14 protein-coding genes and 1 tRNA gene are annotated in these 13,025 nt (G+C 39.1%); 12 read left to right on the top strand and 3 right to left on the bottom strand.

Annotation, left to right across the window (positions count from 1 at the left end; all coding sequences use genetic code 11):
* Window positions 1-2 precede the first annotated feature (2 nt).
* Window positions 3-1,262: a methyl-accepting chemotaxis protein gene (locus CVT15_RS04560; RefSeq protein WP_103576829.1), complete on the top strand. Its 1,260-nt coding sequence runs from the start codon at window positions 3-5 to the stop codon at window positions 1,260-1,262.
* Between the two features lie 9 nt (window positions 1,263-1,271).
* Here the strand turns inward: CVT15_RS04560 and CVT15_RS04555 are convergent, their stop codons facing one another.
* From CVT15_RS04555 to CVT15_RS04545, 3 genes are all read right to left on the bottom strand, one after another.
* A complete protein-coding gene (locus tag CVT15_RS04555; protein ID WP_103576830.1) occupies window positions 1,272-1,766 on the bottom strand; it encodes a SixA phosphatase family protein in 495 nt (164 codons plus the stop codon).
* Entirely contained in the window at window positions 1,766-2,575 is an 810-nt protein-coding gene (locus CVT15_RS04550; RefSeq protein ID WP_103576831.1) for a ferritin-like domain-containing protein, read from the bottom strand. Before CVT15_RS04550 ends, CVT15_RS04555 begins: the two co-directional genes overlap by 1 nt.
* A 107-nt stretch (window positions 2,576-2,682) precedes the next feature.
* On the bottom strand, window positions 2,683-3,330 hold the full coding sequence (locus CVT15_RS04545; protein WP_180998536.1) for an NlpC/P60 family protein: 648 nt from the start codon (window positions 3,328-3,330) through the stop codon (window positions 2,683-2,685).
* Window positions 3,331-3,503: 173 nt separating this feature from the next.
* Here CVT15_RS04545 and murA point away from each other — a divergent pair, with 173 nt between their 5' ends.
* The 11 genes from murA to thiS all read left to right on the top strand — a co-directional run bounded on the left by murA (window position 3,504) and on the right by thiS (window position 13,020).
* Window positions 3,504-4,772, top strand: a complete 1,269-nt coding sequence (gene murA, locus CVT15_RS04540; protein WP_103576833.1) for a UDP-N-acetylglucosamine 1-carboxyvinyltransferase — start codon at window positions 3,504-3,506, stop codon at window positions 4,770-4,772.
* A gap of 2 nt (window positions 4,773-4,774) precedes the next feature.
* Window positions 4,775-5,935: a molybdopterin molybdotransferase MoeA gene (locus CVT15_RS04535; protein ID WP_103576834.1), complete on the top strand. Its 1,161-nt coding sequence runs from the start codon at window positions 4,775-4,777 to the stop codon at window positions 5,933-5,935.
* 50 nt (window positions 5,936-5,985) lie between these two features.
* Window positions 5,986-6,060 (top strand) — tRNA-Gly (locus CVT15_RS04530).
* A 65-nt stretch (window positions 6,061-6,125) separates the two neighbouring features.
* Complete coding sequence (gene flgA / locus CVT15_RS04525) at window positions 6,126-6,932, top strand: flagellar basal body P-ring formation chaperone FlgA (protein ID WP_103576849.1); 807 nt, start codon at window positions 6,126-6,128, stop codon at window positions 6,930-6,932.
* Window positions 6,929-7,480, top strand: coding sequence for a UbiX family flavin prenyltransferase (locus tag CVT15_RS04520; RefSeq protein ID WP_103576835.1), 552 nt, complete (start codon window positions 6,929-6,931; stop codon window positions 7,478-7,480). The genes flgA and CVT15_RS04520 overlap by 4 nt, the downstream gene beginning before the upstream one ends.
* The gene (gene coaD / locus CVT15_RS04515; protein ID WP_103576836.1) at window positions 7,477-7,947 is read left to right on the top strand and encodes a pantetheine-phosphate adenylyltransferase; all 471 of its coding nucleotides are present in this window, start codon (window positions 7,477-7,479) and stop codon (window positions 7,945-7,947) included. Before CVT15_RS04520 ends, coaD begins: the two co-directional genes overlap by 4 nt.
* 2 nt (window positions 7,948-7,949) lie before the next feature.
* Complete coding sequence (tmk, locus tag CVT15_RS04510; RefSeq protein WP_103576837.1) at window positions 7,950-8,537, top strand: dTMP kinase; 588 nt, start codon at window positions 7,950-7,952, stop codon at window positions 8,535-8,537.
* Window positions 8,538-8,567: 30 nt separating this feature from the next.
* Window positions 8,568-9,794: a histidine--tRNA ligase gene (hisS, locus tag CVT15_RS04505; RefSeq protein WP_103576838.1), complete on the top strand. Its 1,227-nt coding sequence runs from the start codon at window positions 8,568-8,570 to the stop codon at window positions 9,792-9,794.
* Window positions 9,791-11,626, top strand: a complete 1,836-nt coding sequence (gene speA / locus CVT15_RS04500) for a biosynthetic arginine decarboxylase (protein ID WP_002940876.1) — start codon at window positions 9,791-9,793, stop codon at window positions 11,624-11,626. The genes hisS and speA overlap by 4 nt, the downstream gene beginning before the upstream one ends.
* Before the next feature lie 12 nt (window positions 11,627-11,638).
* A complete protein-coding gene (locus CVT15_RS04495) occupies window positions 11,639-12,817 on the top strand; it encodes a pyridoxal phosphate-dependent aminotransferase (RefSeq protein ID WP_103576839.1) in 1,179 nt (392 codons plus the stop codon).
* Window positions 12,817-13,020, top strand: a complete 204-nt coding sequence (thiS, locus tag CVT15_RS04490; RefSeq protein ID WP_087585859.1) for a sulfur carrier protein ThiS — start codon at window positions 12,817-12,819, stop codon at window positions 13,018-13,020. The genes CVT15_RS04495 and thiS overlap by 1 nt, the downstream gene beginning before the upstream one ends.
* The last annotated feature ends 5 nt before the right edge of the window (window positions 13,021-13,025 follow it).

The following is a 13,025-nucleotide window of genomic DNA, read 5'->3' as shown; positions in this document are numbered from 1 at the left end:
ATATGTTTAAGAAAAAATCAAATGCAATAAATGAGATTTTAAGTGTTGTCAAATCGGCAAGCAATGGCATACTAGAGCCTCGCATTGTAAATGTTGGAGAAAAGGACGAGATGTATGAAGTCGCCCTTGGCATAAATGATCTATTAGATCAAGTTGAGGCGCTTCAACGTGAAATTTCAACCTCAGTCCAAGCTGCACAAAACTCGAAAACATATAGAAATATATTTGTAGAAGGGTTTAGGGGTTTATTTAAACGAAATGCCATATCTATGAGCAAGGGTGTCACAGGTATAAAAGACGGCCAAAAAAGCAAGGTTAGAGGTCTTCTATCAAGCGAGCTTGACAAACTTGGAAACGGTATAAGTGGTATAAATTATGTAAGAGATGATCTAAATGAAAGTATCAAAAACCTAAGCCAAACAGCAACAGATGCTAGACAAACTGCACAAATAGCAAGAGAAAATATGTCAAACATCGTCGAGCTTAGTCAAAACATGGGAGAGCTTGATGGTCTAGTACAAAGCTGCTCAAATGCTACTGGCATGCTAAGCGCTAGGGCTTCTGAAATAAGCTCTGTTTTAAATTTAATAAAAGATATTGCCGATCAGACAAATCTGCTTGCTCTTAATGCCGCCATTGAAGCTGCTCGTGCAGGAGAGCACGGACGTGGTTTTGCGGTAGTTGCTGATGAGGTAAGAAAGCTAGCTGAAAACACACAAAAAGCCGCAAGCGACATAGAAGTCAATATAAAAACACTTCAGCAAGAGGTAAATGATATCGATGAAAATTCTAAAAAAATTGATGAAATTTCTAAACTAACAACACAAAATGTAGAAAATTTCAAAAAGGTATTGAGCGAGTTTAATGCAAACGCACAAAATACTGCTCAAACATCAAAATATGTCGAAAATAAAACCTTTGCCATAATTGCAAAAATTTCGCAAATTGCCTACAAAACTAAAGTGTACTCTGATCTTATAAACGAACAAGGATATAGTGAAGAAATACGTGATTTAGCGCAAAGCCTGCTAGATTGGTACGAGAACGAGAGTATAAGCGAACACAAGCAAAATAAAAATTTTGATAAGTCAAAAGAGCTTACAGCGTCGCTAAATAATGAAATCAAACCCTTGCTCGAGAAGTCAGCCTCTGGCTACAACGAACAAAATTTAAATTATTTTGTTGATAAGTCTAAAAAAATAGAAGATCTAAGCGAGCAAATTTTTACTTCATATAACGAAATTTTTAAAGATAAAAACTAAAGTGTTAAATTATCTTTGATGTTTTTTGGGGTGGTCAAAAAATAACGCTTTTGCACTACCCTCTTTTAACTCACTAAATTTACATCCAAACTCAACGCAAAATATTCCAGAAGTTGGGATATTGTCTATTGATGAATCGCTTAAATACTCGCAAATTTCGGTAATGCTCGGGTTATGTGTAATGATAAAAATCTCATCCAAACTCTCATCTATATTTTTGACAAATTTTAAAAGATCTTCAAAGCTTATATCATAAAGCTCATCTATAAGATCGATTTCTTCTTTAAATTTTAAAGTTTTAGCGATAATCTTTGCCGTTTGCTCGCACCTTTTAGCGCTGCTTGAAAAGATAGCCCCTGGCATCACATCATACATTTTTAGTCTATTTGCCATAAATTTAGCGTCTTCTTTGCCTTTTTGACTAAGCTCCCTTAAGGCATCTTTAGCTCCGTCCTTATTCTCATCAACCGCTTTTGAATGTCTTATGAAATAAATTTTACTCACTATCTCTCCTTTGAGAAATTCTTTATCAAGCAAAGCTCTTCTTTGCTAAATCCAGCTTTTAAGCGATCTTGTTCATTGATCTCTCTAACATTTTTAAATGAATTTGGATACAAACTTAAGATAATATCAAAGTAGCTTTTCTCGTCTATGCCCTCTTTTTTGCAAGCAAATTTAAACCACTTATCACCCTTATAAACGTGAGAGACTTCCTCTTTTAAGATGACTTTTAGGCACTCTATTAGATCTTTTTGCCCGCCTTCAGCTTCTAGCCTTTTTATAATATGAGCGTTTGCATCAAGGCCGTTTGCCTCCATATATCTTGGCAGTAGCGCCATACGGCTAGTTAGACTACTTGAAGTCTTTTGAAGTGCGATAAAAAGCCCATCATGCACACTTAGCTCGCCGTATCTACTGCCATGCTTTAAGAGCAAATTTTCTATCATACAAAAGTGTCTGATCTCATCTTCAGCTACTTCTAGCCAGTCTTCATAAAATTCTCTTGGCAAATTTCTAAATCTATAACAAGCATCAAGCGCGATATCAATAGCACTAAATTCAATATGAGCTACCGAATGGATAAAATTTAAATTTTTATCTTTTGGCTTTACTTTTTTGTTTAGCTCTTTCATGCTAACTACTTCACAAAATTTTGCATAGCTAGGCGTTATTAGCTCGTTTGGCTTAGAGCTTTCGTAAAAATTTATATTAAAATCTCGTTTAAATTTCTCATAAAATAGCTCAAATTTTAAAAATTTAAGCCCAATCTCGCCTTCATTTAAAATTTCCCAAATTTCATCAAAAAAATTCATATTTTCTCTTTATTTAAATCTGCATTTACAAGTGTAAATTTATATAAATAATGCTTAAAATTTGAGCCTAGTATTTGTTTTTAAAGGTTTTTAGTAAAAATTCCTGTTTATTTTGCTTTGCCATATCCAGCAAATCTATTTGCTGCCAAGCAACTTGAATTTGAACATCTTACAAGGTAGCTATTTATCTCTTGATTTCCTTTTAGATGCACATTTTTTTGTTTTAGATTCATATAGCTATGAATTATCTTTCCGCCAGAATTATGTATAAATTTTACTGTCTCATCGCCAAGAACAGCCGTAACTATACCAACATGAGTGATATTTTTCTTATCTTTATTTTTTTGAACGCCCTTGCCAAGAGTATTTGAGAAAAATACAAGATCACCTATTTTTGGATTTTTATGAGTAATTAAATTCTTACTTTCATAAAAATTATAGATCGCTTTTGACTTTCTACCGCCATTATCGTAGTAGCGATTTATTGTCTTTTCATCAAAATACATATTTTGATACTTTGCATTTACGATAGAAACGAATCCTGAGCAATCACCACCAGCTCTTGTATTTAGGTATTTTTTAAAAAAAGAACCAAATTTTTTATCTTCTCTATCATTATCTTCATCTATGATTTCACCAATCATTTGCTCACTAAAATCAACACTTGAAGTTACGGTTTGATTTGTTTCATTTTGCGGAGTTGTCGGTTGATTAGAGGTAAAAGAACAACCTGTAAAAAATATAATACTAAGCATAAAAAAGATTTTTTTATTTATTGAATTTGACATATTTATATCCAAAATTTTAGTGTTTGCAATTTTAACTTTTAAACGTAAATGAACCGGAAATAGTGCTTTGCTTTCTTTATTCTAAGTTAAAAAGCAATATAATATCGGCAAAAAATATATTTTCTTAAGGCAAAAAAACAATGATGCACTATTTAAAGATAAAAGGAAATGCAAAATTAAGTGGCGAAGTAAAAATAAGCGGTGCCAAAAATGCTGCTCTACCGATTATCGCCCTAACCTTACTTGCAAAAAAAAGTGTAAATTTAACAAATATCCCAAATGTCGCTGATATAAAAACGCTTTGCCAACTGCTAACTAATCTAGGAGCAAAGTGTGAATTTAAAGATGAAAACTCGCTAAGTATCGACACTAGCAGTGTAAATTCGACAACGGCAAACTACGACATTGTTAGAAAGATGCGCGCTTCTATCTTGACACTTGGTCCGCTTCTAGCGCGCTTTGGACACTGCGAAGTGAGCCTACCTGGAGGATGTGCGATCGGACAAAGACCTATTGATCTGCATCTAAATGCACTCGAAAAAATGGGAGCAAATATCGAAATAAAGCAAGGCTACGTCGTTGCAACAGCACCAAATGGACTAAAAGGAGCAAAGATCGTTTTTGATAAGATCACCGTAACTGGCAGCGAAAATATCATCATGGCAGCAGCCCTAGCTCACGGCACGACAGAGCTTTTTAACGTAGCACTTGAGCCTGAAGTGGTGCAAATTTGTGAAATTTTGGCAAAAAGTGGCGTTAAAATAGAAGGCATCGGCACGAGCGAGCTAAAGATCACTGGCAGCGGTCAAAAGTTACTTGAAATTTGCGATATCGAGGTCATCCCTGATAGGATCGAAGCTGGCACATACCTTTGTGCTGGAGCTATAACAAATAGCAAAATTTCAGTCACAAAGGCAAATGCAACCCATATGACAGCCATTTTAAATAAATTTGAAGAGATGGGCTTTGGTATCGAAGTAGATGGCGACAAGATCACGATATTGCCAGCAAAAGAGATAAAACCAGTAGAGATAAGAACCACCGAGTATCCGGGCTTTCCGACAGATATGCAAGCTCAATTTATGGCGCTTTGCCTTGCGGCAAATGGCGTTAGCACGATAGATGAGAGACTTTTTGAAAACCGCTTTATGCACGTTAGTGAACTAGCTAGAATGGGCGCTGACATCCGCCTAAATGGACATATCGCAAGCGTTTACGCCCCTGCAAATTTAAATGCAGCAGACGTGATGGCGACTGACCTTAGAGCTAGCTCAGCCCTAATACTAGCCGCTCTCATCGCAAATGGCGAGAGCTTGGTGCATAGAATTTACCACCTTGATAGAGGCTATGAGAGGCTGGAAGAGAAATTTAAAAGCCTTGGAGCAAATATTGTTAGGCTTGAGGAGTAAAAATGCTTGCAAATGATGCACTTGAAGCTTTAAAAGCTAAATTTAAACCAAAAAATGAGAGTGAAATTTTACCTCTTAGTGAGGCTCTTGGTAAAACATTAGCAAATGACGTGATAGCAGTCAAAGACTTGCCTTGCTTTGACAACTCAGCGCTTGATGGATTTGCGGTCAAATTTTATGAAAAAGATAAGCCTTACAAGATCATCGCAAGCGCCTTTGCAGGCGACAAAGAGCAGCTAAGCATCGGCAAAAATGAGTGCGTGAAGATAATGACAGGTGCTAAGATGCCAAAGGGTGCTGACACGGTCATGAGGTTTGAAGACTGCATCGTTGAGGGCGAGTTTGTAAAAGCGCCAGAGAAGCTTAAAAAAGGTGATGCCTACCGCTTTAAAGGCGAAGAGGCGAAAATAGGCGAAATTCTCCTAAAAAGTGGTGAGATTTTAAATACAAGAAGCGTGATGATGTTAGCGGCTCAGGGCATAAGCTTTATAGATGTAAAAAAGCAGCCAAGCATTGCAGTTTACTCAAGCGGAAATGAGATCATTGAGCCTTGGCAAAGAGCGAGCGAAGATGAAATTTACAACGCAAATGCCTTTGGCATAACCGCACTTTTAAGCTCCATAAGTCAAAAAAGCTCATATATTGGCATCATAAAAGATGAACTTAGCGCCGTAAAAGAGGCATTTTTAAACGCTGCGCACTACGATATTGTTATCTGCTCTGGCGGAGCAAGCGCTGGTGAGGCCGACTTTATGAAAATAGCTCTAAGCGAGCTTGGATACAGCGAAATTTTCTCACATCTTGACATAAGACCTGGCAGACCTTGTAAGGCTTATGAAAAAGATGGCAAGCTTGTCTTTGTGCTCCCTGGAAATCCAATGGCAGCATATCTATGCCTAATGATGCTTGTTTTACCACTTTTAAAAGACGAATGTTTTGTGACGCAAAAAGCAGTAAATGGTGAAAATTTAAAGGTAAAATCTGGCAGAGCAAATGCGGTATTTGGCAATGTAACTGATGGTAAATTTAAAGCAACTGACGGCGGAAAATATGGCTCAGGCATGATAAAACATATCTTAAAGAGTGATTTTGTGTTGATAACCAGCCCAGATCAAAGTGAAATTTTGAAAAATGATGAAATTTCACTAATAAAACTTCCATAATCCTTGACAAATGAAAAACAATCTGTTAAAATGCGGACTTCATTTTGATTGCGGGAATAGCTCAGGGGTAGAGCACAACCTTGCCAAGGTTGGGGTCGCGAGTTCGAATCTCGTTTCCCGCTCCATCTTTTTTATGCTCATTTTTTTACTTTCCACAAAACTTTTTGCAAATGAAGTCAGCATCTATCCAATGTATTGCGTTGTAAATGACCAAATTTCACTTAGTACTTTTGGCTTTGAAGGCGAAGACAATGAAATTTTAAACCTAGAGGGCAAAAGAGCAGCCAAGATAGATAGCAAAAAACTCTATGAAATTCTAACAGCAAATTTTAAAACATATAATGACAAAAGCGGTGGAAGCGTTGCTTTTGTAAAAAACTGCTCTATTATGGATGAGATTCAAATGCGATTTTTAAGATCAATTAGCGATGAATATCCTGGTATCAGCATAAGCGATCTTAGCATCAGTCCACAAAATAAACTTCCAGCAAATTTCAAAGAACTTGTCCTAAAAAATATCTTTTTAGGTGATCAAAATAGTCAAAAAGGTACATTTAGAGCATCATTTGAGGATGTTGATCTGAGTCTAAAAAGCATCTATTTTAAATTTAGCTTTAACGCTAAGATGCCAGCCTTCATAGCAATAAATTCAATGAATACAAACCACATTTTAAGCCTGCTTGACTATCAGCCAACGATGATCGAGTTTGGCAAATGGCCAAAAGATGCACTTTCTAGCTCAAATAGCTTAGCTCTTATAACAAAAGTGCAGATAAAAAGTGGTGAAATTTTAACCAAGCGTCAGTTTAACGCCATAAGCTTAGTCAAAAAAGGTCAAATGCTAAATGCAGTTTTAAGCGAGGATGGAGTTAACATAATTGCTGAGGTAAAGGCTCTTGAGGATGGAAATCTAGGTGATATGATAAAGATAAGAACAAAAGATAATAAAATTTTACAGGCCACAGTTTCAGGCAAAGATGAGGCAGTTATAAGATGAAAAAGGTAGTTTTTGCAGCCACCGGAGCAAGTGGGGCTGGGCTTTTTCTAAAGCTAATAAATGCTGCAAAAGATAGCTGTGAGGCGCATGTCATAGTTAGTAAAAATGCCATGAAAGTCTTGGAGGCTGAGGAAAATTTGAAGTTAAATTTAGATGATATTGGTGTGAAAATTTATGATGATCAAGACCTTGGTGCAGGCCCGGCTTCTGGCTCGTTTGGCACGGAGGCGATGATCATAGCGCCCTGTTCTACCAACACCCTAGCAAAAGTTGCAAACGGCATAAGCGACACGCTCATCACAAGAGCCGCAAGTGTCGCACTAAAAGAGAGACAGGGTCTTGTTTTAGGCGTTAGAGAGATGCCATTTTCTACGATCGCGCTTTCTCAAATGCAGCTACTCTCGTCTCTTGGAGCTATCATCGCACCCCCAGTTTTAGGCTACTACGCAGAGATAAAGAGCCTTCTTGATATGGAAAATTTTATCATCGGCAAGTGGCTTGATGCCTTAAAAATCGAAAATAATCTTTACAAAAGGTGGCAAATTTGAAAAAATCTTGCATCTATCCAGGGACCTTTGACCCCATCACAAACGGCCATTTAGACGTTATCATAAGGGCTACGAAAATTTTTGATAAGGTAATCGTCGCAGTTGCAAAAAGTGACAGCAAGCAGCCGATGTTTACACATGAAAAACGCATCGAGATGGCAAAAGAAGCAGTTTGTGAGCTTGACAATGTAAGCGTGCTTGGCTTTGATAACTTGCTTGTTGATTTTGCTAAATCACACGGCATAAACACCGTAATCAGGGGCCTTAGAGCGGTTAGTGACTTTGAGTATGAGCTACAAATAGGCTACGCAAACGCAGCACTTTGGGACGAATTTGAGACGGTTTATCTTATGCCAAGCTTAAATAACGCCTTCATCTCAAGCTCGATCGTCCGCTCAGTCTTACGCCACGACGGCGACGTGAGCAACCTAGTGCCAGCAAAAATTCTTAAAAATTTAAAGGCGTAAAAATGTATGTTTTGTTTGAAGGCATAGATGGCGTTGGCAAGAGCACGCAGATAGAAATTTTAGCTTCTAAATTTCCTGACGCCATTGTCACAAAAGAGCCAGGTGGCACGCAGCTAGGTGAAAATCTGCGAGAAATTTTGCTAAGCTCGAGCATAAAAATAGGCAAAAGGGCTGAAATTTTACTCTTTTTGGCTGACAGAGCTGAGCATTTTGAAAAGCTGATCCAACCAAATTTAGGTAGGCTCATTTTAAGCGACAGAGGCTTTATCTCTGGCATCGCCTACGCTTTGGCAAATGATGAAAACTTAGATGAGAACGTGCTTTTAGAGCTTAATAAATTTGCACTAAATAATAAATTTGCAGATAAGATCATCTTTTTTGAGGCGAGCTATGAGCTAATAGGTACACGCCTAAAAAGTAGAGGTACAAGCGATAAGATCGAGGCTCGCGGCCTAGAATATCTTTTAAAAGTGCAAAGCCTAATGAAGCAAATTCTTATCAAAAACTACTTTGATACACTTTTTATAGATGCTTCTAAAAGCATAGAGCTAATTTCAAAAGAGATAGAAAATTTTATAAATTTTAAGTAAAATCACAAAAAATAAAAAAAGGATAATGCGATGATAACGGCACTTCGTGGCATGAAAGATATGCTTCCAGCTCGTGCGAAACTTTATGCACAAATAATCAAAACCTGCGAGGAAGTCGCAAAAAACTACGGATATGAGCAAATTTTAACTCCGCACCTCGAAGAGACGGCGCTTTTTAAAAGAAGTGTTGGCGAGAGTAGCGACATCGTGGGCAAAGAGATGTATCAGTTTGAAGACAAAGGTGGCAACGACGTTTGCTTACGTCCTGAGGGCACTGCTGGCGTGGTTAGAGCGTTTATCGAGGCGAAGCTTGATAGGGCAAATGTGACAAAACGCTGCTTTTATCACGGCTCGATGTTTCGTTACGAGCGCCCACAAAAAGGCCGTTTAAGAGAGTTTCACCAGTTTGGCTGTGAGTGCTTTGGCGAGGGCAGCATATATGAGGATGCGAGCATTATTTTGATGGTGAGCGAAATTTTTAACAGGCTCAATATAAAAACAACCCTAAAAATAAACTCGCTTGGCGACGAGAGCTCGATGAAGTCGTACAAAGAGAAGCTTGTCAAATTTCTAGATGAAAACGACGAAAAAATTTGCGAAGACTGCAAAAGACGCAAGCTTTTAAACCCTATCCGTGTGCTTGACTGCAAGGTCGAGAGCTGCCAAGAAATTTATAAAAATGCTCCAGTCATTACTGATAGTCTAAGCGATGAGGCGCAGGCTGACTTTACAAAACTTCAAGAAATTTTAACCGCAAATGGCGTCAAATTTGAGATAGACACTAAGCTAGTTCGTGGCCTAGACTACTACTGTAAGACGGCGTTTGAGTTTATCAGCAACGAGATCGGCTCACAAAGCGCGGTCGCAGGTGGTGGTAGATACGACAGGCTCGTTGAGTATCTTGGCGGTAGAGCAAGCTATGGCGTTGGCTTTGCGATGGGAGTTGAGAGGATAATGGAAATTTTAGGCGAAGCTGAAGATGAGCGAGCTGGGGTTTATCTTTGCGCGCTTGATGCGCCAAATTTGGACTTTGTCTATGCGCTTGGCTCAAAGCTTCGCAAAAAATATCAGGTTGAAATTTCATATGAAGCTAAAAAGCTTCAAAAACATCTGCAAAATGCCGACAATAAAAATGCAAAAATTTTCCTTTGCGTGGGCGAAAATGAGATGAAAGAGAATAAAATTTGGTATAAAAATTTAGAGACCAAAGACGAAAAAACAATAAATTTAGATGAGCTTGAAAAGGAGCTGGGATGAATGATTTTGGACTTAGCATTTGGGGCAATTCAAATTTTGTGATAGAAGATGGCAAAGTCTGCATAAACGAAGCTAGCAAGCCAGCGATCATCGACATCGTTAAAGAGATCAGAGACGATGGCTACAGAGGGCCGCTGCTGCTTCGATTTCCGCACCTTATCCAAAAGCAGATCGAGCAGATCCACGCAAGCTTTGCAAAGGCAAAGAAAGAATTTGCCTACAAAGGCAGCTTTAATGCCGTCTTTCCGCTTAAGGTCAATCAATATCCAGGCTTTGTAAAAAACCTAGTTCGCCTTGGCAAGCCCTACAACTACGGCCTTGAGGCTGGTAGTAAGGCTGAGCTACTTCTAACTATGGCTTATAACAACGACAAAGCGCCTATAACAGTAAATGGCTTTAAAGATAAAGAGATGATAAACATAGGCTTTATCGCCGCTGAAATGGGTCATAATATCACGCTAACGATCGAGGGCTTAAACGAGCTTGAAGCGATAATCGCCATCGCAAAAGAGCGTTTTAAACCAAAACCAAAGATCGGACTTAGAGTAAGACTGCACTCGACAGGATCGGGGCTCTGGGCAAAAAGTGGAGGCATACACTCTAAATTTGGACTAACATCAACTGAGCTAATAGAAGCTGTAAAGATGCTAAAAAAGGCAAATTTACTTGAAAATTTCACGATGATACACTTTCATATCGGCTCTCAAATAAGCGAAATCCATCCGCTCAAAAAAGCACTCATCGAGGCTGGCAACATCTACGCTGAGCTTAGAAAAATGGGCGCCTCAAATTTAAAAGCGATAAATTTAGGTGGTGGTCTAGCGATCGAGTACTCGCAGTTTAAAGAGGAGAGCAGCAGAAACTATACGCTAAACGAATACGCAAACGACGTTGTTTATATGCTTAAAACCATAAGCGAGCAAAAAAAGGAGATCGAGCCAGATATTTTCATCGAGTCAGGTCGCTACATCGCCGCTTCTCATGCACTTTTGGTTGCTCCCGTGCTTGAGCTATTTTCTCAAGAATACACCGAAGAGAAGCTAAATTTAAAGAAAAACAATCCAAATTTGATAACCGAGCTAGTTGATCTTTACAAGTCAATCAAGCCTTCAAACGCTCTAGAATACCTGCATGACGCCATCCACCACACCGAGAGCATCCTCACGCTCTTTGATCTAGGCTATGTCGATCTGCAAGATAGATCAAACGCAGAGGTGCTTTTAAGGCTCATTAGCAAAAAGGCTGTCGTGATGCTTGGCAACAAGAGCAACTCAAGCGATCTAACCAAAATTCAAAAAGAGGTTCAAGAGAGATACCTGCTAAATTTCTCAATCTTTCAAAGCTTGCCAGACTTTTGGGGGCTAAAGCAAAATTTCCCTATCATGCCACTTGACAGGCTCGATGAGCGCCCTACCCTGCCAGCTTCGATCTGGGATATCACATGCGATAGCGACGGTGAGATCAGCTATGATGACGAGAAAAATCCACTGCTTTTGCACGACGTGGATGTGGAGAAGGAGGATTATTTCTTGGGATTTTTCCTAGTTGGCGCATATCAAGAGGTGATCGGCATGAAGCACAATCTCTTTACTCATCCAACAGAAGCTACCGTGGAGATAACAAGTGACGGCTACAAGGTTACAAATTTACTAGAGAGCCAGTCGATCCTTGATATCATGGAGGACATGGACTACGATATCTACGAGATCCAAGACACTCTAAATGAGCGCTTAGAGAAATCAACTCTGATAAACGAAACACAAAAGAAGCAAATTTTGGGCGAACTTTATCTATTTTTAAATGATAATAGCTACTTAAAGACAATCAACTAAAAAAGGACGAAAATGCAACTAGCAAACAGAATGCAAACATTGAGCGAATCAATCACAATCGCTATCAGCACAAAGGCCAAAGAGATGAAGGCTGCTGGCATCGACGTGATCTCGCTTTCAGCTGGTGAGCCTGACTTTATGACTCCAAAAAAGATAAGAGAAACTGTAAAAAACGCACTTGATAACGATAGCAAAAGCGGCAAATACACACCAGTGCCGGGCCTGCCTGAGGTTATAGATGCCATTAGAGCAAAGCTAAAAAGAGATAACGGACTTGACTACAAAGCAAATCAAATCGTCACAAACATCGGCGCAAAACACTCACTTTTTAATGTATTTCAAGCGCTTATCAACCCAGGCGACGAGGTCATCATCCCATCTCCATACTGGGTGAGCTACCCTGAGATAGTTAAATTTTGTGGTGGCGTGCCTGTCTTTATTGAGGCAGACGAGAGCACAAATTTCAAAGTCACAGCCGAGCAGCTAAAAAAAGCGATCACACCAAAAACAAAAGTATTTTCACTAAATCACCCGACAAATCCAACTGGAGCTGTCTATACAAAAGAGGAGATCGCGGCATTTGGCGAGGTTTTAAAGGGCACTGACATCATCATTACAAGCGATGAAATTTATGAAAAAGTGATCTACGGCAAAGAATTTCACGCAGTAGCCTCAGTGAGCGAGGATCTTTTCAAAAGAACAGTCACGATAAATGGACTAAGCAAGTGTGGCGCGATGCCTGGCTGGAGATTTGGCTATATAGCAAGCTCGATGGACTGGCTAATTGCTGGCATCAAAAAGCTTCAAAGCCAAAGCACAAGCAACATTAGCTCGATCGTGCAAATAGGTGCTATCCCATCACTTCTTGGAGAAACCGACGACGATATCGAAAACATGAGAAAAGAGTATGAGAGAAGACGCGACGTGGCAGTTGAGATGATAAATGCCATCCCTGGGCTAAGCGTAGTTAAGCCTGATGGCGCGTTTTATCTATTTGTAAAATGCAAAGATGTAGATAGTGACTCGCTTAGATTTTGCAAAAAAATGCTTGAAGAGGCGAACGTAGCGACCGTGCCAGGTGTGGGCTTTGGCATGGAGGGATACTTTAGAATTTCCTTTGCGACAGACATCGAGAGCATAAAAAAAGCGATCGAGAGGATCGAAAATTTTGTAAAAAGCTACAAAATTTAATGATCAAATTTATACTAAATGGCAAAATTTTCGAGCTTGAAAACGATATGAGCGTTTATGATTTTTTAGCTCAAAATGGCTATGAGCTTAAATTTATAGCCCTTGAGCGAGACGGAGAAATTTTGCCAAAAAAGCTTTGGAGTGAGCACTTTATGAGCGAGGCCAAAGCTTATGAGATCGTCACTTTAGTTGGCGGTGGATGAGGAGA

The sequence above is a fragment of the Campylobacter concisus genome (genome assembly GCF_003048595.2).
GTDB lineage: Bacteria > Campylobacterota > Campylobacteria > Campylobacterales > Campylobacteraceae > Campylobacter_A > Campylobacter_A concisus_L.
This window is presented reverse-complemented; position numbering and strand designations above follow the sequence as displayed.

Coding starts and splice junctions, on each gene's coding strand:
- CVT15_RS04535 (WP_103576834.1), top strand. CDS start 4,775: ATGCTTGCAAATGATGCACTTGAAGCTTTAAAAGCTAAATTTAAACCA.
- CVT15_RS04560 (WP_103576829.1), top strand. CDS start 3: ATGTTTAAGAAAAAATCAAATGCAATAAATGAGATTTTAAGTGTTGTC.
- flgA (WP_103576849.1), top strand. CDS start 6,126: ATGTATTGCGTTGTAAATGACCAAATTTCACTTAGTACTTTTGGCTTT.
- CVT15_RS04520 (WP_103576835.1), top strand. CDS start 6,929: ATGAAAAAGGTAGTTTTTGCAGCCACCGGAGCAAGTGGGGCTGGGCTT.
- tmk (WP_103576837.1), top strand. CDS start 7,950: ATGTATGTTTTGTTTGAAGGCATAGATGGCGTTGGCAAGAGCACGCAG.
- CVT15_RS04495 (WP_103576839.1), top strand. CDS start 11,639: ATGCAACTAGCAAACAGAATGCAAACATTGAGCGAATCAATCACAATC.
- murA (WP_103576833.1), top strand. CDS start 3,504: ATGATGCACTATTTAAAGATAAAAGGAAATGCAAAATTAAGTGGCGAA.
- CVT15_RS04545 (WP_180998536.1), bottom strand. CDS start 3,330: ATGCTTAGTATTATATTTTTTACAGGTTGTTCTTTTACCTCTAATCAA.
- speA (WP_002940876.1), top strand. CDS start 9,791: ATGAATGATTTTGGACTTAGCATTTGGGGCAATTCAAATTTTGTGATA.
- hisS (WP_103576838.1), top strand. CDS start 8,568: ATGATAACGGCACTTCGTGGCATGAAAGATATGCTTCCAGCTCGTGCG.
- CVT15_RS04550 (WP_103576831.1), bottom strand. CDS start 2,575: ATGAATTTTTTTGATGAAATTTGGGAAATTTTAAATGAAGGCGAGATT.
- thiS (WP_087585859.1), top strand. CDS start 12,817: ATGATCAAATTTATACTAAATGGCAAAATTTTCGAGCTTGAAAACGAT.